Source organism: Acidaminobacter sp. JC074, from assembly GCF_022496765.1.
Lineage (GTDB): Bacteria > Bacillota > Clostridia > Peptostreptococcales > Acidaminobacteraceae > JABXKX01.
This window is the reverse complement of record NZ_VANV01000009.1, coordinates 222701-247939: the sequence shown is the minus strand read 5'-3', so window position 1 is coordinate 247939 and position 25239 is coordinate 222701. Positions and strand designations below refer to the sequence as shown.

Below are 25239 nucleotides of genomic sequence, written 5' to 3'. Positions count from 1 at the left end.
TCTTGTTCGGTGTCAAAGCTTCTGGTATTAAATATAGTGGAGGTGGTTGATATGAATACAGCAATCATGAGTGCGTTTATTAGGATGTATCGTACAAGATGCAAAATGGGACTGATTTACAATGAAGACAAGTCGCTATTAAGTGAGAAGGAGTACGATCGAATACTAAAAGAATTTTCTAGGCATGAGGATTATGATTATTTTATTAATAATGTCTTGAGTCCAATTGTATTGTCTAGATCTATCTATCATGATGAAGTTCTAGCAGGAGAGAAGAGATTAGGTTTTGACAAGTATGTCATGGTCGGTTGTGGCTTGATGCCAAGTCCTAAAATTCTAAATGAATCAAAAGTGGTTTTAGTAGATTATAAAGAAATTCTAGTAGACAGGAGAAAAAGAGAGGCTGGCTCGGTTTCATATGATCTAGATCTTATGAAGACATCCATAGCTTCTATTGGCTTAAGTGGCAAACTTTTTATCAGTATGCTTGGCTTGATTTATTACATTGGTCCTCAGACTTTTGATACCTTATTAAAAGATTTATCTTCTATGATGACAAAAGGTTCAAGCCTTGTCTTAGATTATTCCAACTTTGATTATGATGAGCGTTATTTGATACAAAAGAAAATGGGGGGCGCTTTAGACGAGACCATCTTAAATGGCTTTGATTATGACCACTTGGAAAAACTGTGTGACAAGCACGACTTTCTAATCTATGAACATCTGGATGCCGGTGAAATTGAAAAAAGGTTTTACCAATCATACAACAAGGTGTACAAAGAGGTAAAACCTTTTAAAAACATTTGTTTATGTCATATTGTAAAGAAATGATTATACTTCAAATTTATCAACATTGTCATTGATACTTTGAGCAATTTGACTGAGTGTCTTAGACATATCTTCTATTGTGATCATTGTTGCGCTTTGCTGCTCAACTGAAGCTGAAACTTCTTCTGCTGATGCAGCGTTGCCTTCAGTGATTTCAGAGATATTTCTAAGGGCCTCTATCACAACATCTTTAACTGCTTGTACTTGATCGATATTTTCATTGAGTAGACTGATTTGATTCATAACATCGTTGATAGACATAATGGTTTGATCAAAGGCCTTTTCAACGTTGTTAGAGATTTCTGTGTTGCTCTCAATAACATCTTTGACCTTGTGCATCTCTTGATTAGATTCATCGATGCCTTCTTGAATCTCGTTCATGGATTCAGTAATCTTCTTGGTTAAGATAGATGTTTCTTCAGCAAGTTTTCTAACTTCATCAGCTACAACCGCAAAACCCTTACCAGCTTCACCGGCTCTTGCAGCTTCAATGGCTGCATTCAAAGCAAGTAGGTTGGTTTGTTCTGCTATTTGATCAATTAAACCAGTTACTTCGCCAATAGCTGTAGACTTCACCTTAAGATCTTGAATCTGATTGGCTACATTGTTAATGGTATCATTTGTGGTTGTCAAATTGGTGTTCAGTGCATCCAGTGTTTTGCTGGTTTGCATATTGACATCTTTAACACGTGTAGTTTGATCAATCATAATGCTCGTGTTATCAACTACATCATTGATTTTACTATCAAGTGTATATAATTTTTCCATACTTTGTGAAGTATCTTCACTTTGTTTATTAGCACCGCTAGCCAACTCGGTTACTGCATTTGAAACTTGTTCTATAGATTGGCTGGTTTCTACTGTTGCTGTATATAGATGGTCTGCATCAACGTTTAGTTGACCTGCTTGACTCATCAGTTCATGGACAAAGGTGTTTAGAGAGCTTGTCATGGTTTTAAGCTCTTGGGCCATTAGGCCTGTTTCGTCTCTGTATTTAAGTAGTTTGTCATCAGCAGGATCAGATCTTAGGTCTAAATGAGAGATCCGAGTAATGATGGCTGTAATTCTTTTGACTGGTCTTGCAATAGAACTACCAACAAGAGAGGCAATGATTGCAGCAATGATAATGGCAACAAATGTAATCATAAAAGTGATGAAACGAAGTCTATGAAGACCTGCAAATATCTCATCGGTTACTGGCGCAACACCTAGCACCCATCCGTTGGATATATGGGCAAAACCTTGTATTTTATCTTCGCCATTAAAGGTGTAATAAATGTGGCCTTGCTCAGAACTATCAAAAATATCCTTCATATAGGCAAACTCACCATTGGCAATAGTGGTTAAGTTTTGATCAGGTGTAAGATCTTTGTGTACCAAGTAGTTATAATCTGAGTCAAATAAGAAAGCATAACCTGAATCAAGAATACGAATATCTGTAATCATGCTTGAAAAGACTTCAAAGACGATATCAACACCAACCACTCCGATAAAAGTACCATCTACATAAATTGGGGTAGAATAGGTAATTAAATTACCGCCGATTGTTGGGTCTTCATAAGGCTCTGACCAAATGCCTTTACCTGCCTGTTTAGGTCCATGGAACCATTGAGATGCAGGATCGTTTTCATCTGCAACATAATCATTTTCAAGTGGGGCATCTAAAAGAACATAAGAACCGCCATCTTCTATTACTAAAGATTGATTAAGAATTCTCTTACTATAATCTGGTGAAAAAACAACATAAGCATCGATGTTGTAGTCTAGATGTTCTGCAAATTCTATAACTATTGGATTTAAGTATTCCAAATAATCTTTTGCATAGGCTGCTTGATTAGGTTTCGAGAGTTCAAACTGGTCCATATCAATACTTGTTTCAACCACATCCGCCAGGGCGTCTGTGATGGATTCTGTTTTGGTAAGAAGTAACTCAATGTCATCGGCAGTATTCTGAGCCTGCCTAACGAGCTTTTCTTCTACCTCTAAACTGATACTAGATTTGGTAATCCTATAGGTAACAAAACTCAAAATACCTGTAAGTATTAAGATGATAATCAGCATAGCTGATATGATTTTAAAACTGATAGATTTCATATAATACCTCCTTAGTCGCTTTTTACCCTGTACATCCATTTACAATCATAAATTTAAGCCACATGGCTTTTGTCAAAGACCTATTTTATGATAAACTATGGATGATAAGTGGAGGTAAGAATATGAAAATGGAAACGCGTTACAGTATTAGAAAATATAAGCCTGAACCGGTGGAGAAGTCATTAATCAAGGATATTATTGATGATATGTTATTATCACCTTCAGGTAAGAATAAAAAACCTTGGGAGTTTTTAGTTTTGGATGATCCTGAAGTGATTCATGGTCTGTCTGAAAGTAAAAAGGCAGGTGCTGGATTTGTTAAGCAAACATCGAATGTTATTTTAGTTTTAAGCCTTCATGATGAGTCGGACACTTGGATTGAAGATGGGGCTATTACTTTGATGGTTGGTCATTTAAAGGCTCATGAACTGGGACTAGGATCTTGTTGGATTCAACTTCGAAATCGTGAGTCAGAAAATATGGATTCAGAGACTTTTGTCAGAGAATATTTGAATATTCCAGACCACTATAGAATGGTTGGTTTCTTGACTATCGGTTATCCAGACGAAGAGCCGACAAGAGAAAAAGTACATGACTATTCAAAGGTTCACTACAATCAGGTAGGAGGAAAATATGAGTAAAATGAAAGCACTTGAAGAGATATTTTTTGATATGTATCCTGATGGCTTTGACGATGAAGAAATGAAATCGATTGAGAAAAAACATAAGCTTGATAAGTTGTCTAAGATGTCTCAGGTCATGTTTACAAAGGAAGCTTTTGAAAACCAAGACATCCTAGCTAACTTCACAAAAATAATCAATGCTTCAACACTTGTTTCTAGGTTCGAAAAACCTGCTTTTAAAAATTTTGTAGGATCTATTACACAAGATGAAAAAGTCCGTTTAGAGAAAGCTCTGTTTGAGTATATTCATGGTGATGAGGAATTGGGCTTTAATGAAATGGTATTTGTTATGCAGCCTTACAAAGTTGCTAAATGGCCTATTTTGACAGTGTTAAAGGCCTATCTAAACCTTGATGGCGATATTTTTATTAAACCGACAACAGTCAAAATGATACTGGGGTATTTTGAAGCAGATTTTAAATATACAAGTAAACCCAACTACGACTTTTATAAGACATATAGAGCTTTTATTAATGATATTAAATCACAGGCTTCACCTGGTGTGAAACCTAATAATCCGGCTTTTTCTGGTTTTTTAATGATGACCATAGGTAAATAAATGATCTATCTTAAAACACTTAAACGACTAAAGGAAGATGCGCTTGGGGCTTATCCATTCAATGTTCATGCAATTAATCAATTGAGTGAAATATCCTTTGATTCTGAAGTGACTATTTTCATTGGTGAAAATGGTTGTGGAAAAACCACTTTTTTAGAAAGTCTTATGCTGCTGACCCATACAGTGGACTTAATCCCAGAAAAGTATAGGCGTCTCGATGGCCCTAAAAAACTGTCTAAGTCTTTTAAAGCTGTTTGGCAACAGAAAACCAGTAGAGGTTTCTATTTAAAGTCACAAAGCTTTATAAGGTTTGTAGACAACATTGAAGCCATGAGAGAAGAGACACATGAGGAGCTAAGTCAGTTAAGAGAGGCTTTTAAAGACCGATCAAAGTATGCCCTTGAGTTGGCTGAAGGTCCTTATCAAAAGACTTTAAGTGCCTTGACAAATCGCTATGGCCAAGGGTTAGATAAAATGTCTCATGGTGAAGGGTATTTGGAACTCTTTAAATCAAGGTTGGTGCCTGGTGGCTTATACATCTTAGATGAGCCGGAGCTTTCTTTGTCTCCAATGAGACAACTGAGTTTGATTTCGTTGATAAAGGAAATGGTTGATAAAGACTGTCAGTTTATCATTATTACCCATTCGCCAATTTTAATGGCTTATGATCAAGCGAATATATACAATTTTGAAGACAGAATTGAAAAAATTGAGTACAATGATATAGAACATGTCAATTTAACTAGAGATTTTCTTAATCATCCACAGTCTTTCTTAAGGCATTTGTAAATTGAATCCTTATGTAATGATGTGGTATAATACAGTAAGAGATAAAATAATGGAGGAAAAAAATGGCATTAAAGAAATGTGAAAAGTGCGGTGTATTCTTTGGAGCTGAAGGTAATGAAACCTTATGTACAAATTGCGCTGAACCTAAAAAGAAAAAAGCGATGCTAACTGGAGATATAGAGCACGATAAATTTGCAAATGCAAGAGCAGTAGTTTATGACCAACCTCATATAACACCAAAAGAGCTGGTTGAAGAGTTAAAAGCTAGAGGTATTGATATAACCATCAGAGAAGTTATGAAGTATGTCACTGACGGCAGATTAACTCTTGTTACTGTAGATGGAGGCACCTACTGTTCTGCATGTGGTAGAAAAATTCAGATTGGTACCATGTGTAAGGACTGTTCGGATAAACTGGATAGATTTAGAACTTCTAGTAAACCGACAGAACCTGCTGTTGAAAAGAAGAAATCTGGTATGCATACTAAAAAGTAAGTACGAAGTACTTATTTTTTTCGATTGAAAGGAGGGTGATATGAGATTTATTAAGCAGATACTCATACCAAGCAGTTTGATTTCTTTGTTCTTAATAATATGTATCTATCTTCCTATTTTATTTGGGGTAAAAAACCCCCTCTTGATACAAGCTCTTATGCTTATAATTGCAACATTTTGTGTTCGCATTTATCTTCATAAAAGAACCATGGAAAGAATAAAGACCCTCTTGAATCGATTTGGCTTTGGTGATTATGATATAGACCAATCCAATATGATGTCCAAATTTGAAAAAATATTTGAGGATTCTGAGATTGCCAATAGAAGACTAAAGCGAATGAATCATGCTTTGGAACTTTCAATTACTATAAACAATCTCTTTCTTAAAACAAATGACCAACAAAGTGTTTATGACTTTATTCTTTCTAAAGCCATTGAAGCCATAGGTAAAACATATAAGGGGAGTATTTTACTCTTAGATCAAGATGACATACTCAGGTGTATTTCTATTATAGGTTTCGAAGAATCCTTTAAGGATTTAAGGATTAAAAAGGAAGATGACTTTCTGTATAAAAGTACGGGCGGTAAAGTGGATCATTCCGTTATCATCGATGATGTTGTTGAGTTTAACAGAGAAGTAATGTCTGAAGAGGAGTTTGAGAGCTTTTACAAAGAACATAAAAAAATTTTTCAAACAACCTTATCTACACCCATTAAGGTAGATGATAACTTTATTGGTGTTATCAATGTAGATGGCCACAACAAGGATTTGTTTGATGAAGAAGATAAGTTCATAATGGATTTATTTGCTTCTCAGTTAGAAGTGGCAATTAGAAACAGAAATCTGTTGGATGAAATCCTTTATTTATCAAGATATGATGATTTAACAGGTGTATATAACAGAAAACACTTCGATAGTCTGGTAGACTCTTTTATTAAGAGACAAGAAATTTTCTTGTATGTCATTATTGATGTCAATGATTTAAAGAAAGTAAATGATGAATATGGTCATTCTGCTGGAGACCAGTTACTGACTATATTTTCTCAAACTGTCAGAGACTCACTTAGAACAACCGATTATTTTGCAAGATTAGGTGGGGATGAGTTTGGTATGATACTGACAGACATAGAAAAGATTGACGCTTCAAAAATATTTATGAGGATTATGAGAGAACTGACCATTATCAGAAATAATCATGATATAAAGTATCCTATTAACTTCTCATATGGTATAACAGAGTATCCAAAAGAAGCTTCTACAGCAGAAGAGCTCTATTTAAAATCTGATATGATGATGTATAAAATGAAAAGACAGCTAAAGATGAAAGACGCATAGCGTCTTTTTTTGTATATATTCTACATATATGACTAGGTACTAATACTAATTACTAAAAAGTCATTGACTTATAAAACTATCTCTGTATAATTGTATACAACGAAGGAATTATTGGAGGTAACATATGAAAATTAATGAACTATTTAAGATTCAGCAAACACTAGAAGAAAAGTTGAGTCTGATCTCAGGTATGGAAGAGAATGCTCTAGGTGAGGATAATATATTAAATGTTAGATTTTTAGCCATTCAAGTCAAATTAGGGGAGCTTGCAAATCTGACAAAATGTTATAAGTATAGAAAAAATATCAATGAGCTGCCAAGAAAAAAAGTTTTGTTCAGATATTTAGAAGGTTTGAAGTATCTTTTATCAATAGGAAACAAGTATCAGTTAAATATGATTGATGATTATGCCTTTGAAAATATTTCTCAAACAGATGACTTGATCTCACTATTTTCTGAATTATATGAAGGTGTTTCTAGTTTAAAAGGACATTTAGAAAATGACAGATATGTAGATGCTTTGAACAAGTATATCTATGTATTTGCAAAATACATTCAACTGGCTGAACCATTAAATATCTCTTATGAAGAGGCCATGTCATATTTTAATGAGTTATCAATCTCTGCTTAGCAGGGATTTTTTCATTTTTAACTTGGACTTTTGTAAGATTATTTTAAGATTTTCTTGTTATTGTTAAGTGGGAGGAAGAAATGAAGAAAATACTCTTATATACACTAACCACTATAATCATACTGTATTTTGTAGAACAGGTGGTCATGTTACCCTATGTGGTTAAAACACTCGTTAAGCTGCCTTTATTTGTTGTCTATCCACTGTATTCTATGAAGAAGATTAATTTTAGGTCTAGTTATAAAAAAACTGGCATTGCCTCTTTATTTGTTTTTACAGTCATTATTGTAGCTTTTTTTATATTCAGGGGCTTTATAGACATAGAAGCCATCCGATACGACATGAGTCATCGAATGCAAATAGATAAGTCGCTCTTTATTTTGGCTGCTTTATATACTGTTTTTATCAACGCCTTTGCAGAGGAGATCTTTTTTCGCGGCTTTATTTTCAAGGGTATGCTGAAGTACAGTAGAAAGTTTGCCTATGTCCTTTCAGCCTTAGCTTTTTCTATTTATCATGTAGCTATTTTTTTAACATGGTTTTCATTACCTATAACCCTGCTTATACTATTTGGCCTTTTTGTAGGTGGTCTTATATTCAATTACTTTGTTGAAGAAACAGACTCCATACTTGCATCTTATATGATTCATATTTCTGCTGACATCGCCATTGTTCTAATAGGGATTCATGTCCTTGGATTTGCTTAAAGTCCTCAAAAATGGGTATAATAATAAGTAGGTGATTGTATGAAAATAGATACTTATTCCCCATACCAGATTCAAATGCCGAAGACGGAACCAGCAGAAGGTATCAGTCCTGTAAGAAGAACTGATCCGAAGGTTATTGATAAGCTTGGCTTGGATCCAAAAAAGAATTTGGAATCACTTAAGAATGTCTATAGTGATAAGAAGTTGAAGCAATTGGGTATTATTGAGTGTCAAACATGTGCCAATAGGACTTATGTAGATGGTTCTGATGATCCAGGTGTCTCTTTTAAAACACCGACGCAAATAGATCCTGAGGAATCTGCAAGTTTGGTTATGGCACATGAGCTTGAACACGTCTCTAATGAACAAGCGGATGCTGATAAATCCGGTAGGGAAGTGGTATCACAAAGTGTTCAACTACATTCTGCCATATGTCCTGAATGTGGTGTTGCCTATATTGCAGGTGGTGTGACAAAGACTGTCACAAGAAATAAAAAAGAATATGGCCTTTCAGATGAGTTGGTGAAAGGATTGAAAGTAGACAATAAAGTTTAATGTCTACTTTTTTTATGCAGATTCCTATTGACTTTGATTCACAGTATGTTATTATATAGATGAACATATGAACGATTGTTCATGTGTAAATATAAAGGAGAAAAATTATGAATAATTGTTGTACACATTGCGATGAAGAAAAAGTTCAAGTTATAAGAAAACATATGCCGGACGAAGATACCCTAACAGACTTATCTGAGTTCTTTAAAATATTTGGTGATTCTACGCGCATTAAGATCATTTGTGTCTTATTTGAAGGTGAAATGTGTGTGAGTGGTATTGTTGACATCCTTGAAATGAGTCAGTCTTCAATATCTCACCAGTTAAGAATACTTAAGAATCAAAGGATTGTAAAGGCTAGAAAAGAAGGTAAACAAGTTTTTTATCAGTTAGATGATAATCACATTAAATTAATATATGAAATGGGATTAGATCATTTATTTGAAAGGAATTAATCATGGTAGAAAAAGCAAAATTAAAAGAAGAAAAAGTATTAGATGTCCTTGATGATATTGGTTGTGGATGCGGTTCTTGTGAAGATGACCACAAACATGATCATAAGCATGACCACGGTCACGATCACAGTCATGAGATTACAATGGATTTTGTAACAAGTAATCATGATAACCCATTAGACGATATCGGCTGTGGCTGAGGTTCTTGCGATGATGATAGCTCGACTGGCAGTCAAGCTAAAGAAAATCAACCTAAATGGTTAAAGGTGATTAAAGAAAATGGTAAGTTGATACTTTCTTTTGTATTATTCTTTACGGCGATATTTACGCCTTTTTCTGAAACTGTGGATTTAGGCTTGTTCATTGCAGCCTATCTACTGGTGTCAACGGGTGTTTTAAAGTCAGCAGTTACTAGTGTATTTAAAGGTAAAATGTTAGATGAGAACTTCTTGATGGCCATTGCATCCATCGTAGCATTTTTAATTGGTGAGTATGCTGAAGGTGTGGCAGTTATGTTGTTCTATGCTGTAGGTCAGATTACAGAGGAGTATGCCATCAATCGGTCAAAACGTTCGATTTCTTCATTGCTCGATTTAAGACCTGATTTTGCAAATGTTAAAAGAAATGGTGAGATCATTCAAGTTCAACCAAACGACGTAGCTGTAGATGAGATCATTGTTGTAAAACCTGGTGAAAAAGTACCTCTTGATGGTATAGTCGTTAAAGGTACTTCATCACTAGATACAGCCATGTTAACGGGGGAATCTTTACCTGTTAATGTAGAAGTAGAATCTGAAGTTTATTCTGGTACCATCAATATGAATGGTGTTATAGAAGTAAGAGTATTAAGACCTTTTAGTGAATCAGCAGTATCTAAGATTTTATCTATGGTACAAAAGGCCAATGAAAATAAAGCAACAACTGAAAAATTCATTACAAAGTTTGCAAAAATATACACCCCAATTGTGGTTGTTGGTGCAGTACTTCTGTCTGTTATTCCACCACTCTTCTTTGGACAAGACTTTTCAACTTGGGTTTACAGAGGCGCAATCTTCTTAGTTGTATCATGTCCATGTGCATTAGTAATTTCTGTACCACTTGGTTACTTTGGTGGTATTGGTGGTGCTGCTAGAAAGGGTATACTTGTGAAAGGTGGCCAATTCTTAGAAGTTATGAAAAGAACCAAAATCATTGTATTTGATAAGACAGGTACCTTAACAAAGGGTAACTTTACAGTGGATGCTGTGGACGTATTATCAGACTTTGACAAAGATAAAATCATCGAGTATGCAGCACACATAGAAGCTTATTCTAATCACCCAATTGCAAAAGCTATTGTTAAATACTATAGCAAGGATTTAGATATAGATGAAGTAACGCATGTGGAAGAAGTGCCTGGTAAAGGTCTTCAGGCTATGGTCAATCAAAGTAAGGTACTAATTGGTAATGATGCACTACTTGAGCTAAAAGGTATTCCTGTGCCAGAACATGAATCACTCGGTACAACACTGTACCTGGCAGTAGATGGTGACCTAAAAGGTATCATTCATATCAATGATGAGATAAAAGATCATACAATAGAAGGCTTAAAAGAACTTAAAGAACTAGGTGTAGAAAGATTTGTTATGCTGACAGGTGATAGAAAGCCTATCGCTGGTAAAATAGCTGAAAGGTTGTCGATTGATGAAGTTCATGCCGAGTTGCTTCCTGGTGACAAACTGACGATCTTAGAAAAAATACTTCAAGAGGAAAAAGATGTTGTCTTTGTTGGAGACGGTATCAATGATGCACCTGTCTTAACTAGAGCGGATGCTGGTATTGCCATGGGTTCTCTTGGCAGTGATGTGGCTGTAGAATCTTCAGATATTGTTTTAATGACAGACGAGGTAACAGCTGTAGCCGATTCAATTAGAGTTTCGCGATATACCTCAAAGATTATTACGCAGAATATAGTCTTTGCACTGGGCATAAAAATTGTTATAATGATATTAGGCTCAATGGGACTAGCAGAGTTATGGGCTGCTATCTTTGGCGATGTAGGTGTTGCTTTTATTGCAATACTTAACTCAGGCAGAGCAATAAACAGTAAATAAGGATGATCATTCATCCTTTTTTTTATTCTAATTTGGGTATAAAGATCAATAGTTAATAATCAATGGGGGATACATGCGAAATAAGTACATTTTAGAGTTATCAATCTTAATATTATTATTTGCCTTTGTTTATGCGAGCTTTGGTGTATTTGTTGAGCCTGCCAATATTGAAAATGGTCTTATTGATATTGATAATTTAGAACAGGATAAAGTCTATCGCCTTGGAGGACAGTGGCACTTTATTCCCGGGGTATTTTCAACTGAATCAGACTTAGATTATGGTTTGATTAAGGCCCCTGGAGCTTGGCATAAAGAAACATATAAAGGTGAGTTGCTGCCTAGAAGAGGTATAGGCACATATAAACTTGAAGTGCACACAGACCATGTAGATCAAGAACTCATGATCAAAGTACCTCATTTAAGAACCAACTTTGCGATTTATATCAACGATAAGCGAGTTGATTATGGTGACGATTTGAGTCATGAAAATCACATTGACTACAGGTATGAGAATATACGTTTTACACCACCTTCAAAGTCTTTTCAAATCTATGTCCATGTCCTTAATAAAGATCATGCTAGAGGTGGCTTTACAGCACCCATGTATTTAGGCACTAGCGATAAGATAAACTTATATCATTCCATAGAACTTTTAATCAGCGGTTTGTTGATTGGTGTTATGTTTACCATGTTTGTGTATCATTTAAGCCTCTTGGTTGCATCACCTAAAGATGAAATGACTAGGTTTTTTGTTATTATTTTCTTCTTCATGTTTGTCATTGTGGCGGTGACGGGTGAAACGACCGTATTGTTGCTGATTCCAGGCATACCGGAACTCTTAGCAATAAAAGCCTTGTACATCAGTATGATACTGACCCCTTATGCTTTTTTTAGATATTACTCTGTCATGTTTAATGAAAAACCTTTAAAGTTTATGCGTGTGGTTTTATTTGTTATGGTCCTTATCGGATTGTCATTGATTGTGTTCTCTAATCTCTACTATGTAACAAGGTTCTATGCCTATTACATTGTTACTGTTTTGGTCACCTATGTAAATGTATTGTATTTGAGTATCAAGCTTCTGAGAAAGAAAAGTGTAGGATCAACCAGACTGTTTTTACTTCAGCTTTTCTTTATCCTTTCTTTCATAATTGATTTCTTTTTAGCCAATGGCAGTCAAGCCTTTAACCTGACGACATTAACGGTTTTGGCAACTTACTTTGCCTTGTCTGAAGCTATTTTTTTAGCAAAGGAATCCAGAGAAAGGATGCGTGAGATTCAATATGTTCAGCAAAAGGAGCTTTCATTTTATAAGAGACTTCAGAAAGAAATCAAAATACCTATGAAAGAGGTACTTAATGAGATATCTCATTTGGATACATCTGATCTAATGGATTCAAACCTAAATCTTTTGTACTACAAGTTAGGTGCCTTAGCCAATAAGATAGGCATTGAAGAAAATGTTGCACCTGTAACACTTAAGAAGTTTTCACTGTATCATCTGATTGAATCTATTATTCAAGAGCTTAAAATAGAATCTAAGTTTGAGTTTTACTGCGATGACAAATATGCCGTGCATGTTAAGTCTGATCCAGGTATGCTTAAGCTCTTTATCGTCAACTTGATATTTACATTTATCTATGCAGGTTATGAAAACAATATGAAGGTTAGAGTAAATGCATTTTCTGATAAAGTTGTGCTTGAAATAGAGTGTCATGGTGCTGCACAAGAAGTTTATAACTTTAGACGTGAGTTTGCCCATTTAGAGAAATACTTTGGTGAGATTGGTTGCAGGACCTATGCCAATCAAGATAAGTTTTTTCTGGAGTTCGAAAAAATTACAAACGATGAAGATGTTGTTTCCTTGCAAAGCTTGTATACCAAAGAGGACAAAGTAGGTGTCATCACCCTATCAAGTTCAAATTGGAATGTCTTGTATAGGGCCCTTAGAAATGATTATCAGCCTATACTCTTTAATGATAGCGGTTTGGATAATTACTTTAAGATTGATAAGGAGATAAAGGCTATCGTCATAGATGTAACAACAACTCGAACTGAGTATGAAAGATTTATTGAAGATGTAAGAGGCTTGTATTCGAAGCTTGAAATGCCCATCTTTGCCATGTTAGATTTTGTAGACAATTACAATCTTGGAAAACTGTACGATTTAGGCGTCAATGATATTGTACAATGGTCATCAGATCGTCAGATATTATTGAGTAAGCTAAAAGATGCCCTTGAAAACAAACAGTCTACAGAAGACTTGTTAGAAGCAAGAACCAGACTCTTAGAGGCACAAATCAGGCCGCATTTTGTCAACAACTCACTTAACTCCATTGCTTCATTGATTCAAACAAAACCTGATGAAGCAGAAGACTTGATCGTCTCTTTTGCCCAGTATTTAAGATACAAGCTTAAGTTTTACAGTCCTGACAAGTCCATATCATTAAGTGAGGAAATGGATTTGATATCACTTTACATGGACATAGAAAAAGTGAGGTATGAAGACCGCCTGCAATTTTCCATTCACAATGAGGTGGGGGATGTTCAGATTCAACCTCTTATGATACAGCCTTTGGTTGAAAATGCCATCAAACACAATCTAGAAAAGTCTAACAAGGCTTTAGAAGTTCATGTCAAGATCGTAAAAGATGGTGATCATATCAGCGTTTCAGTTAAAGATAATGGCTTTGGCTTTAACTATGATGGTGAGAATCTAGGCGTAGGCTTGTCCAATCTACAGTCTAGGTTAAGGTACATTTATGGTGAAGATTTACAAGTAAAAACTGAACTAGGTAAGGGTACTGAAATAAAATTCAGATTTTCAGAATAAAGTCATGACTTTTGGTGTAAAGATAGAATATAGTCGAAAGGAGTCCGAATGAATAATTTTAGAATAAAACACATTTTTCATAGTGGTTTTCATATTGAATACAAGGAAAAAATCTTACTCTTTGATGTATGCCATCATTTAGACCAATATGAGAACGAAGAAATCATTTGTTTTGTCACACATTCTCATAGTGATCATTACAATCCAGATATTCTGAAACTTAAGGAAAATAACGATGTCATCTTTGTTGTCTCTGAAGATGTGCCATTAGAAGCTTCTGATGATGTCATAAAAGTCACAAAAGGAGATCAGGCATTTGTTAAAGGTTTTGATGTAAAAGTCTTTGGTACAACTGACTTAGGTGTTTCTTATCTTGTCAAAATAGGAGAAGAATCTATTTTCCATTCAGGTGACCTCAACTGGTGGCACTGGGAAAATGATGACTATAGAAAACAACAAGAAGAGCAAGAACTCTATGAAAGAGAGATTTCTGAACTAGTTGGTCATCCAGTTGACTTTGCCTTTGTGCCTGTAGACCATCGGTTAAAGACCTTTCATAGATTGAGTATGGACTATTTTATCGATAAGATCGGACCAAAATATTTGATACCTATGCATTTCGGAAATGAGTACCAATCGATACAACATTTGAAGACTAAGTCTAAAACAAAACTTATAAAAAGTGAGTATCCTAACTCATATATTTTTTAATACACTTCGGTGTATTTTTTTTATTTTAAAATTAACTAAAGATTTTGACAATTTAGCCGATATAGAAGGAAAGGATTTGGTTATTCACATGGAGGTGAAATGATGAAGATTGATAGCTACAACGTCGAGCAACAAGCGATGTCTAATTATCATCGAGTCGAACGAGAGGAAATACATATTACCATTCAGGAGTTTCGGGTTGAAGACGCTTTAGACATTTCAGAAGAAGGACTATCACTTGCAGAAACAAATACTGAGGAGGCACTTGATTTTGAACTTAGTGATGAAGATAAGAGAAAAATTGAGTTGTTAGAGACATTTATCACTTGGTTGACTGGCAAGAAATTTAAGTTTTCTCATATTGGTAGAGAAAAGAAAGACAAAGAAGATAAGGCAGTTAAAAAATCAAATGGCCAATCTGGATTTGCTATGAGGATTTATACAAATAGGGAGGTTCATGAGAAAGAGTCTATGAGTTTTTCATCTGAAGGCAAGGTAAAAACTGAAGATGGTCGTGAGATTGATTTTGAACTCAACCTTCATATGGCTAGAGAAACTTATATGAAACATGAAAACTTACTAGAAGTCGGTAACTTCCATGACCCACTTGTACTCAACTTTGATGGCAAGGGTGTGGACTTTGGTGGTAAAAAGATTAAGATGGATCTTAATTTAGATGGTAATATTGATTCGTTTAACTTCCTATCAAGAGGTAGTGGTTTTTTAGCTTTAGATAAAAATGACAATGGCATGATAGATTCTGGCTTAGAACTATTTGGTCCAAAAACAAACAATGGTTTTTCAGAACTTAGAGCCTATGATTTAGACGGTAACCAATGGATTGATGAAAATGATGATGTATTTGATCAACTAAAAATCTGGACCGTTGATGAAAATGGTGAGGAGACATTGATTGGCTTGAAAGAAGCCGGTGTGGGTGCTATTTATCTAGCAGATGTTACTTCGAACTATACCCTAAAACATGGTGATGAGGATATGGCAAAAATCAGTGGTTCAAGTATTTATCTTAAAGAAAATGGACAGGCAAATGTTATTCATGAAGTAGATATTAAAATTTAAGTGGTTTTTAACCACTTTTATTTTTTTGACCAGAAAAAATTTATATGATAGCATTAAAATGACACAAGGTGTGTCATGGAGGTTTTATGATTCCAAAAGTAAAACATGAAAGCATATCAGATAAGTTGGTCGAGATTAAGGGATTAAAGAGTCAGAGTCCACTTGTAGAGAAGATGATAGACGTGCTTCTTCTACCCAAAGGGACAACAATGATTACTTGTGATCAAATGCCTATGAAGGGTTATGCTTTGAGAATAGATGAAAGTGTGCATATTGATTACAATAAAGAATCAGATCTTTTTTACGGTTTAATCACACTTAAGAATTATTTAGGAAAGTCAATAGCTTCTAGAGTAATAGAAGATTATCCTGACTATAAGTATAGAGGCCTTATGTTAGATGTAGCCAGACACTTTTATGACATAGAGGAACTATACAAGATAGTTGATATTTGCTCAGAACTTAAGATGAACAAGTTTCATATTCATCTGACAGACGATCAAGGATGGCGCTTTGAATCTAAAAAGTTTCCCAAACTTCATTTACATGGCTCTTATCGACCTAATACAAAGAGGCGATTTAAAACATATAATACCCCTGTTTCAGGTTATTACAGTCAAAGTGATTTGCGTGATTTAGTTATCTATGCAAAAGAAAGATTTGTTGAGATCATTCCTGAAATAGACCTACCTGGTCATATGATGGCAGGCATCTCATCCTACCCTCAATGGTCCTGTGAAAAAAATCCAGTAGCTGTCTCGAATCGCTTTGGGATTTTCGATACCATACTGTGTGCTGGTAGTCAAAAGACCATGAATGACATGTTTACCTTAGTTGATGAAGTTATTGATGTTTTTAACTGCAGAAGTATTCATATTGGATGTGATGAAGCGCCGCTAAAGAAGTGGGCGACATGTCAAACATGTCAGACCTACATGAAAGAAAAGGGGTTGGTTTCTAGTAAGGATTTATTCCTAGATTTTATAGAACGTATTAAAAGTCATGTAAGAAAAAAAGACGTAGAGGTCATTATCTGGAATGATCCGTTAAAACACGGTAGGATTGAAGATGTGACTGTTCAGCACTGGATGAACCGAAAAATCACCATGGAAAATGGTCGTTCTAATCCACTGATCATATCCGATTTTTTTCACCACTATTTTGATTATCCTATTTATATGACACCCCTTAAAAAGACTTACGACAAGGTTCTTGACCACCCGAACATCATTGGCATTGAAGGGTGTTTATGGACAGAGCATATGCCTACGATAAACAAGGTTCATGATATGATGTTTCCGAGAATTTATGCGATTTCTGAATTAGCATGGGGTGGAGGTGACTATGAAGACTTTGAAGAAAGAGTCAAATCACTTGGTTCTTATGATGTGGGTAAATCAGGTTTGGTGTCAACTGTGAAGAGTCTGTTTTATATGGTCTCGACAGTTTCTGTTAACGACATATTTAATTCATTGAAGTGAGGAATGATGACGGTAAAAGAAAGAACAAGAAAAGAGTTTTTAAATAAGGCCAGACAAGTGTTTGCTGATAAGGGGATAGCTGAAGCTACAATGGACGAAATTGCTCTTGCTGGAGGTAAAACTAGACGTACCATCTACAGACATTTTACCAATAAAGAGGACCTGGCTTATGAAGTTTTAATGGCCTTCTTTGATGATTGGAATGACTATATTACAAGCGTCTACAATGGGCTTGAAGGTTCTGGTATAAAAAAGCTTGAAGTATTTTTATATAAGATGAAAAACTACATGGAAGACAGAATGTCCATCATGGCTTTTGTAGCAGAATATGATATCTATTTTTCTGATAAAAGACCCCAGAAAGTTTCTGATGACACGAGAAGCAAGTTTATGGTTTCTGATGTTTTGATAGAAAAAATAATACTAGAGGGCATAAAAGATGGCTCGATAGAATTAAAGAAAGATTTAAAGATGCTTGTATCGACTATGGCCAGTGTATTATGGGGATTTGGTCAGAGAATAGCCTACAAGGGAGAATCTATATCCCAAGAACTTGGTTTAGATTCAAGGGACATATTATCTTGTCAAATTGATATGTATTTAGATTATTTGAGAGTGAGGTTAAAATGAAATTGTCGAGTAGAAACAAATGGTCATATAGCATCGGCGGTATAGGTCGTGACATGTTATTTATAATGGTTTCTATGTTTACACTTTCTTACATACAGTACACAATGAAACTGACGATTCCTCAGTTTACGGCCATTTCAGGCATCATGATTGCCGCTAGAGTATGGGATGGCATCAATGATCCAATGATGGGGATGATCATTGAAAATACACGTTTTAAATCAGGAAAGTTTAGACCTTGGATTTTAATAGGTGGTTTATTAAACTTTTTTGCAACCATCTGTTTGTTTTCAATTAGACCTGAGGGTTGGGCCTTTGTTGTTTTTTTCGGCATTGTCTATATTACATGGGGCATGACTTTTACAATCAATGATATTGCCTACTGGTCACTTTTACCTAACCTAGCCAGTGACAATGAGACAAGAAACTCATTAACAAACTTAGTGGTTGTTTTTGCAAGCATTGGTCAGTTTCTAGCAGGTGGCTTAATTCCTGTTATAGTAACAGGTAATGCTGTTGTCATGTATAAAATAATCGGTATCAGTGTATCCTTTATATTTTTAGCCTTTACACTCCTTACTTACTTTGGTGTAAGGGAAAATGAACGGACTGATAATCACGAAAAAGTTAACTTGAAAAAGATGTTTCATATTCTTACAAAGAATGACCAATTAGTGATTATGACCATTGCTATTTTGTTACACACCATAGCCAGTGAAATATTTGTGGCTTTTGGACTGAACTTCTTTTACTTTGAGTTTGGCTATGGCGGCGAGTATTTAACCATCTTTACAATTGTATTTGCGGTAGGTACTCTTATGGCTTTAGGTGTATTTCCTATAGTTTCAAAGCGCATGAAGCGTATGGAAATAATGAGGCTAAGTGTCATCATCATGACCATAGGCTATTCGACATTTTTTATGAATGGTATTTTCTTTAAGATCAATTTGATATTCTTGTACATAAGTGGATTTTTAGCCTTCTTTGGTATTACACTCTTTTATGTGGCCCTTATTGTCATGACTGCTAATACCATTGAGTACAATGAGTTCATTAATGGTTCAAGAAACGAATCCATCATTTTTTCTGTGAGACCACTTATGGTTAAAATTGGGGCTGCCATTCAGCAGTCTATTGTAACCCTTGTTTTGATTTCATCAGGTGTGGTTTCATTAACTTCAAAGATTGCTGATTTAGAAATAGAAAAAGGTAATGGACTTGTATCAGATATTACAAATCAGGCAAATTCAGTACTTTCAGAAGGCACAATGGCTATGAGACTTTCCATCAGATTTGGTATGGTTATAGTTCCTATGATCTGTATGTTGCTTGCTTTTTACCTGATAAAAAAGAAGTATATCATTGATGAAACTTATTTTGAAACCATGACTCAAGAACTTAAAAAAAGAATACAAGCTTAAAAAGTTCTAGTTGACAGACATTTTTTCTTAGTATATTATAGTCACATGGTGAACAGACTTAGAGCTGAGAGCTACATGAAGATTTGTACAATTGTATAACTGGCAAGGTGGATAGTATGCATGCTTGAAATTTACCGGTATCAAAAACATCGTTTTTGATGCCGGTTTTTTATTTATCCACTAATGGAAAAAGGTTAGTTCTAGGAGGGTTTTAATGAAGAAATTGAAATTAATATTGACTGTAATATTGATTTTATCTTTATGGTGTGGACAGTGTTTTGCATATTATACACCTGTTTACGCGGCGCAGAATGAAGTAGCTGACGTAGAAATTAAAGAAGTCAGTGCTGAAGTATTAAAGACCAGTAATGGTGAAAGTGTATTGGCTGTTGTTAGTGCATCAGGTAATGTTAAGTCGTATAAGTTTGAATACCTGAAAGATGGACAAGTGGTTAAGAACTTTACAACAAAATCAAGAGCATTTAACTGCTACAGCTTGCAAGCTGGTACATATGTTGTCAAGGTAACAGCAACAGATCAAAGTGGTAGAAGTGTTTCTAAGCAGTCTAACTCGGTTCAAGTTGGTCAAGTAGAAGAAGTCAAAGCTCAGGCTGCTGAAGTTGTTGAAGACAAAGGTCTAAAAATCAATGAGCTTAAAGTCATACCAGTAAAAAAGAATGGCAAGGTTCATTCGATTACACTACTGGTCAAAGCAGATGGTGAAGGTTTAAAGTACAAGTACGATTACATGAGAGGTGATAAGGTTGTTAAAACCATCAACTCTAAATCACCTAACTTTAACTTTGGTCAAACAGATCCAGGTGTCTATAAGATTCGAGTTACAATTACAGATAAAGATGGTAAGTCTGTAACTGAGACATCAAAAACAGTGGATGTAAACTTAGAAGATATGGTTAAAGATGTAATTGTTAGTACAGAAGCCAAAATTCTAAAACATCCACAACCTAATAAGGGTCAGTTGGTTATATACGTAAGAAATATAGACTCAAGTTACAAAAACAAGCTGGAAGTTTATAAAGACAATCAACTTTTTAAGACAATTAATACTTACAAAGAAAAGACAATTGTTGACCAAATAGATCCAGGTAAGTATCAAATCTACTACTCTGCAATGAAAGATAATGAAGTGGTTGATACTGAAAAGTCTGAGCTTATTGACTTTAAAAAAGTAGATGTTAAATTATTTGATCAAGTTGAGTTAACCCTTAAGCAAGGGGACAATCCTTACTTATCTGCTATGGTGATTGGTAGTCAAGCGGGTGTTGATTATCAATTTGACTTTATGAAAGACGGCAAGTTATTTAAGACTTTTAAGCAAACCAACAACCTTAAATACCTTTACGATCTTGATGAGGGCAACTACTCAGTTCTTGTTACTGCAAAAGATGCATATGGCAATACAACAAAAAAGGAATCCATTGCTGTAGCTTATGTCGTAAAAGAAGAAACAACACCAGTTGTTGAAGCGACGCCAATCGTTGAAACTACACCAGTCGTTGAGACGACTCCGGTTGTTGAAGCAACACCAATTACTGAATCTCAGCCTGAAAATGTAACAAGAGATTCTTTAACACCTGAAGAAAATACAGGGACATTTAATATAAATGGTACTGTAGAAGGTTATGATCCTTCATATCCACTAAAGATTATTGCAGTGTCTGCTAAGAAAACTCTGGTAACTCAAGTTGTTGGAGAAGGTGTGTTTACATTTACTGATCTTCCAGCAGGTGCTTACAAGTTAAAGATTGACGGGGCTGATTATTTCTTAGAGCGTTCTGATACCATAAATAGAGAATCGGGAACAGCTGTTACTGAGATTCAAGTTAGAACCAATAAGACGGATAAGTTTGTTTATGAGTGGTCATTTGATGGTTCGACGGCTGGTTATGAAACGACAGCTCATATCGTGACACCACCAGAAGTGAAATTAGGTAATAAGATCATTGAAATGGATTTATCATCTGCCTCTTTCAAGTTAAGAGAGAAGTATTCAATTATCTTAGATGATTACAATGACAAATGGAATGCTGAGTATGCTTCTGCTTTATTAAAGACTATGGAGCAAATTCCTCAAGATGTAAATACTAGCTCGAGAAAAATCAAAGAGTCTGTATGGAGAATTACAGACCAGCATTTAACAAATGACATTAAGATTACAACAGAAAACGGTAAAAAAGTTGTCACACTTTCTGAAGCAGCACTCACTAATGCAACACCTCGTCAAGCGGTTGTAGATGGCGTATCTGGTACCTATTTCTCTAAGAAGTTACACCAGGCTAGTGTTAGATTTGTTACAAACCATGGTAAAGACTTAAATAAAGTTGAAAAAATTCTTAATGAAAGATATGGTGTAACAACAGTTATAAGGAACTATGATTCACTGGTATGTACAGATGAAGGCAGAGAATCATTTATGCAGTTTAAGGCTGAAGAGCTTGTTTTAATCATCAATGCATTTGAAGAAATGCCTGAAGGCTTCCATAAGGTAAAGGGTTTAAGATACCTCTTAAGAAGAAGAGATGGTCATCCGCATCCACTTTATCCTGAAGCACCAGCTGTTGCTTGGCCGTCAAAAAATAGAAATTCATATATTGAGTTTATGGATACGGCATTTACAACAGAAATATCTCATATGCAAAAGCTTATTGTACATGAGAAGACACACTTTATGTGGGAAAACTTATTCAGTGATGAACTAAAGGCTGAATGGGCTGAACTTGGTGGCTGGTATAAGACAAGTGAAGATGGTGATGGTTGGGCAACAACTAAACAAACATCATTCGTAACAGCTTATGCACATGGTAACAATCCAAATGAAGATATGGCTGAATCGGTATCGTTCTATGTTTTCAATCCAGATAAATTAATGGCAGTTGCACCTGAAAAACATGAGTTTATTCAAAATAGAATCATGCAAGGTGACAGATATGTGGTTCAAATCAGAGAAGACTTACAGTTTGAAGTTTATAACCTAGAGCCTGATTATGATTATCCAGGCAAGATTAAAAACATCAAAGTCGAAGTTGACGGAGATGCAAATGAAACAAAACGCGTTAAGATTGATCTGACTTTAGATACACATGGTGATAAGAACTTAAAGGCCAAGTATGCTTACATGAGAATATTCTCTGAAGCGGGTACATTTAAGGATATCTATCTATCAGCTAGAGGTGGCGGTTTAAGTGATAAGTTAAGTGGCTCTTTTACACTTCCAAAGAACTGTAAAGCAGGTTACTGGCATGTGGATCAAATAGTCCTTATCGATGGTGCTGGCAATGAGAGATTTGAAGGCATTACTGACTTTGGTTGGATGATGTACATCAACAACTCAAATGAAGATTTACAAGCACCTAAATATGTTAAGAACTCATTAAAGCTTCGCATTGAAAATGGTAGAGAAGATGGCAAACCAGTTCAATATGTAGTTGCAACATGGGCTTTTGAAGAAAATCAGGAAATGGCATCACACTATCCTGTATATGCGGCTTTAGTAGGTCCTAACCGTCAGCAATATAGACTTGAAGGTTATGGCAATGTCAATTCTGAAGGGCTTGCTGAGGTAAGATTCCCAGTAACAGACTTCCATGCATCGGGTAATTACATGGTGTCGTATCTTAAGATGAAAGATGCAGCACTTAACTATGGGTCACAACGCTTCTCGTATTCATCTAGAGATGAAAGACCTGTTATTATCCATGTAACAACTAAGAGTCCTGACAGTAAGAAGGCTGAAATAGACTTAAATAGAATTACTGTGGAAGCAACACCTACAAATCCATCTAAACCTAACGGTGAAACAAAGGTAAAAATCACATTCTATGCAAAAGATGATTTGTCTGGTGTAGGAACAATCTCTTACAGACTTAGAAGTCCACAAGGTAAAGAAACATTTACTTATTTACAGCATTCAAACACTTACACAACTTACTTTAAGGGTCAGGCTAGTGAGTGGAAGAAGTATACGGACACTTATATCCTACCAAAGGGTAGTGAACCCGGTACTTGGGGTCTGGCATCTATGAAGCTTGTAGATAAGGCTGGTAACATCGTGAACTACGATTTCAAAGAGGTTATGCATTTTGTAGTAAAAAAGAATTAGTTTTCGACGAATCGTTATGATATGTTGACAAAAAAATATAAAACGTGTATTATGACATTACAGGTGGAAGGACACAGAGCTGGAAATTTGTAGAGTTTGTACAAAATATCATAATTGGTTTGCTCGATTTTCGTTTAGGATTAAAAGTAGCCGGTATCTTAATTTTTTAGGGTACCGGTTTTTGTTTTTTTGAGGTGACAAATGATTTTAGAGCAATATGAATTGAATAAAAATAGAATATTAATAGAACCATTAAAGATTGTAGGATTGAAATCATACATAAAGGAAAGTGAAGAAGGTGCGAAAGCATTGATTGTCTTTGTGAAAACAAATAGACCAGCTCTATCTTATACCTATAAAATATTTAAAGATGGCATGTTGGTGGATTTATTTACAAAGGTACATTCAGTATTTAATTATTATGATGTAAAGCCAGGTAAGTATCACGTTGAAGTAATAGCAGATAACGGCTTGGAGTCAGTAGCGTCTATGGTAGAATGTAAAAACATTCTTTCTTCTACAGGATCGACCCGCATCATAAAGTACAATGAACCAACTTACAAGGTCAAAGGGGATGTCCTTAAAATTGATGTTGAAGATGTAGAAAATGCCATGTATCAATACATTGTTTATAGAAATGATGACCGTGTTCATGTTAAGAACTGGACTGCAGCTTCTACTTATGAGTATGTTTTAAAGAACTCAGGCAGGTACTTCGTAAAAATTTATGTAAAAAATTAATTTTCTTGATTTACATAAATGAAAATCCGCCAATACCAAGGCTTTGACATGTGCAATAAAACTTTACTTTTGTAGCAAAAATGAAATTATTCTAGCAAATTCGACATTAATTTAACATTTTGTTTATTTTTTGTTTAGTCTTATCCATTATGATGATATCACCTTATTCGTTGAGCTAAATGGCGATAAGTTAGTCTACATGTTAGGAGACGATGATGAGAGTAAAAGAGATTTTAGTAAATTTAAGAGTCTTGTTTGTTGAGGATGACTTAATCACTCAATCCATCACAAAAGAGATGATTAAAGAATTAGTGGGTAAAGTATATGTTGCCAGTAATGGTAAAGAAGCTTTAGAGAAGTTTGAAAAGTATCAGCCAGATATAGTTATCACAGACTTAAGAATGCCTGAGATAGATGGCTTTGGTGTCATCGAGCACATTAGAAGATCAGGATCAGAATGCGGCATCGTTGTATGCACAGAAGTGAATGATGTAAATGAGATTTTAAAGTCAACCAATCTAGGTATTGATAAGTATATTGTAAAGCCGATGACAAAACAGTCTATTGTAAACAGCCTGAATATTTTAGCTTATCGTATGATGAATAGAGGTTATTCTGGTAAAATAGCCAGGGTAGCCATTCATGATAAAGAGTTTAAGGAATCACGACTAAAGGCTATCATGCAGCGTTTTACAAAGTATGTTGTTGGTAAAGGACCAAGTGATATCCATGTTTTTATAAACGGATCTAGAATTGAGGTTAAAAACTTTGATGTTTTAACGCCAATTGAGTTGAAAACAATCAAATTAGAAAGAAATTCTAATCTGGTAGAGTTTATGAGATCGACTCTGTATCAAGGCTATGTGGATGAAGTGATAGAAGATATGAGAGGGGTGCTGGGCATGCCGCTGGTACTCGATAATTATGAGATTGATATTGACAAGTCAGTGGAGACTTTTGTATTTACAATGTCTTTAGCTAAAAAAAAAGTGCTGTAG

Annotated in this window: 22 protein-coding genes; 21 read left to right on the top strand and 1 reads right to left on the bottom strand. The window is 35.1% G+C overall.

The features are described from left to right. The first annotated feature begins 51 nt into the window (after positions 1 to 51). Complete coding sequence (locus tag EZV73_RS11630; RefSeq protein ID WP_240840487.1) at positions 52 to 831, top strand: hypothetical protein; 780 nt, start codon at positions 52 to 54, stop codon at positions 829 to 831. Here the strand turns inward: EZV73_RS11630 and EZV73_RS11625 are convergent, their stop codons facing one another. Continuing rightward, positions 832 to 2922 (bottom strand): methyl-accepting chemotaxis protein, encoded by a 2091-nt coding sequence (locus EZV73_RS11625; protein ID WP_240840486.1) that lies wholly within the window; start codon positions 2920 to 2922, stop codon positions 832 to 834. A 122-nt stretch (positions 2923 to 3044) separates the two neighbouring features. Here EZV73_RS11625 and EZV73_RS11620 point away from each other — a divergent pair, with 122 nt between their 5' ends. From EZV73_RS11620 to EZV73_RS11525, 20 genes are all read left to right on the top strand, one after another. Continuing rightward, positions 3045 to 3563, top strand: a complete 519-nt coding sequence (locus tag EZV73_RS11620; RefSeq protein WP_240840485.1) for a nitroreductase family protein — start codon at positions 3045 to 3047, stop codon at positions 3561 to 3563. Further along, the gene (locus EZV73_RS11615) at positions 3556 to 4164 is read left to right on the top strand and encodes a hypothetical protein (RefSeq protein WP_240840484.1); all 609 of its coding nucleotides are present in this window, start codon (positions 3556 to 3558) and stop codon (positions 4162 to 4164) included. The genes EZV73_RS11620 and EZV73_RS11615 overlap by 8 nt, the downstream gene beginning before the upstream one ends. Next, positions 4165 to 4953, top strand: a complete 789-nt coding sequence (locus tag EZV73_RS11610; RefSeq protein WP_240840483.1) for an AAA family ATPase — start codon at positions 4165 to 4167, stop codon at positions 4951 to 4953. It abuts the gene before it with no gap. A gap of 62 nt (positions 4954 to 5015) precedes the next feature. Then, positions 5016 to 5447 (top strand): hypothetical protein, encoded by a 432-nt coding sequence (locus tag EZV73_RS11605; protein ID WP_240840482.1) that lies wholly within the window; start codon positions 5016 to 5018, stop codon positions 5445 to 5447. A 40-nt stretch (positions 5448 to 5487) separates the two neighbouring features. After that, positions 5488 to 6783 carry a sensor domain-containing diguanylate cyclase gene (locus tag EZV73_RS11600; RefSeq protein ID WP_240840481.1) on the top strand — a complete coding sequence of 432 codons (1296 nt, stop codon included), beginning with the start codon at positions 5488 to 5490 and terminating at the stop codon, positions 6781 to 6783. A gap of 124 nt (positions 6784 to 6907) precedes the next feature. Continuing rightward, on the top strand, positions 6908 to 7414 hold the full coding sequence (locus EZV73_RS11595) for a dUTP diphosphatase (protein ID WP_240840480.1): 507 nt from the start codon (positions 6908 to 6910) through the stop codon (positions 7412 to 7414). Between the two features lie 80 nt (positions 7415 to 7494). Beyond that, positions 7495 to 8121 (top strand): CPBP family intramembrane glutamic endopeptidase, encoded by a 627-nt coding sequence (locus EZV73_RS11590; protein ID WP_240840479.1) that lies wholly within the window; start codon positions 7495 to 7497, stop codon positions 8119 to 8121. Between the two features lie 39 nt (positions 8122 to 8160). After that, positions 8161 to 8676 (top strand): hypothetical protein, encoded by a 516-nt coding sequence (locus tag EZV73_RS11585; protein ID WP_240840478.1) that lies wholly within the window; start codon positions 8161 to 8163, stop codon positions 8674 to 8676. 107 nt (positions 8677 to 8783) lie between these two features. Continuing rightward, entirely contained in the window at positions 8784 to 9131 is a 348-nt protein-coding gene (locus EZV73_RS11580) for a helix-turn-helix transcriptional regulator (RefSeq protein WP_240840477.1), read from the top strand. 2 nt (positions 9132 to 9133) lie between these two features. Continuing rightward, positions 9134 to 9331 (top strand): hypothetical protein, encoded by a 198-nt coding sequence (locus EZV73_RS11575; protein WP_240840476.1) that lies wholly within the window; start codon positions 9134 to 9136, stop codon positions 9329 to 9331. A 66-nt stretch (positions 9332 to 9397) separates the two neighbouring features. Further along, positions 9398 to 11224: a heavy metal translocating P-type ATPase gene (locus tag EZV73_RS11570; RefSeq protein ID WP_240840475.1), complete on the top strand. Its 1827-nt coding sequence runs from the start codon at positions 9398 to 9400 to the stop codon at positions 11222 to 11224. Positions 11225 to 11297: 73 nt separating this feature from the next. After that, positions 11298 to 14057 carry a histidine kinase gene (locus EZV73_RS11565; protein WP_240840474.1) on the top strand — a complete coding sequence of 920 codons (2760 nt, stop codon included), beginning with the start codon at positions 11298 to 11300 and terminating at the stop codon, positions 14055 to 14057. Between the two features lie 48 nt (positions 14058 to 14105). Next, positions 14106 to 14768, top strand: a complete 663-nt coding sequence (locus tag EZV73_RS11560) for an MBL fold metallo-hydrolase (protein WP_240840473.1) — start codon at positions 14106 to 14108, stop codon at positions 14766 to 14768. Between the two features lie 99 nt (positions 14769 to 14867). Then, positions 14868 to 15848 (top strand): hypothetical protein, encoded by a 981-nt coding sequence (locus tag EZV73_RS11555; protein ID WP_240840472.1) that lies wholly within the window; start codon positions 14868 to 14870, stop codon positions 15846 to 15848. 86 nt (positions 15849 to 15934) lie between these two features. Beyond that, entirely contained in the window at positions 15935 to 17329 is a 1395-nt protein-coding gene (locus tag EZV73_RS11550) for a beta-N-acetylhexosaminidase (RefSeq protein ID WP_240840471.1), read from the top strand. A gap of 6 nt (positions 17330 to 17335) precedes the next feature. Next, positions 17336 to 17959 (top strand): TetR/AcrR family transcriptional regulator, encoded by a 624-nt coding sequence (locus EZV73_RS11545; protein WP_240840470.1) that lies wholly within the window; start codon positions 17336 to 17338, stop codon positions 17957 to 17959. Beyond that, complete coding sequence (locus EZV73_RS11540; protein ID WP_240840469.1) at positions 17956 to 19380, top strand: MFS transporter; 1425 nt, start codon at positions 17956 to 17958, stop codon at positions 19378 to 19380. Before EZV73_RS11545 ends, EZV73_RS11540 begins: the two co-directional genes overlap by 4 nt. Positions 19381 to 19594: 214 nt before the next feature. After that, entirely contained in the window at positions 19595 to 23500 is a 3906-nt protein-coding gene (locus tag EZV73_RS11535; RefSeq protein ID WP_240840468.1) for a PKD domain-containing protein, read from the top strand. 201 nt (positions 23501 to 23701) lie between these two features. Continuing rightward, a complete protein-coding gene (locus EZV73_RS11530; protein ID WP_240840467.1) occupies positions 23702 to 24241 on the top strand; it encodes a hypothetical protein in 540 nt (179 codons plus the stop codon). 215 nt (positions 24242 to 24456) lie between these two features. After that, the gene (locus tag EZV73_RS11525) at positions 24457 to 25239 is read left to right on the top strand and encodes a response regulator (RefSeq protein ID WP_240840466.1); all 783 of its coding nucleotides are present in this window, start codon (positions 24457 to 24459) and stop codon (positions 25237 to 25239) included.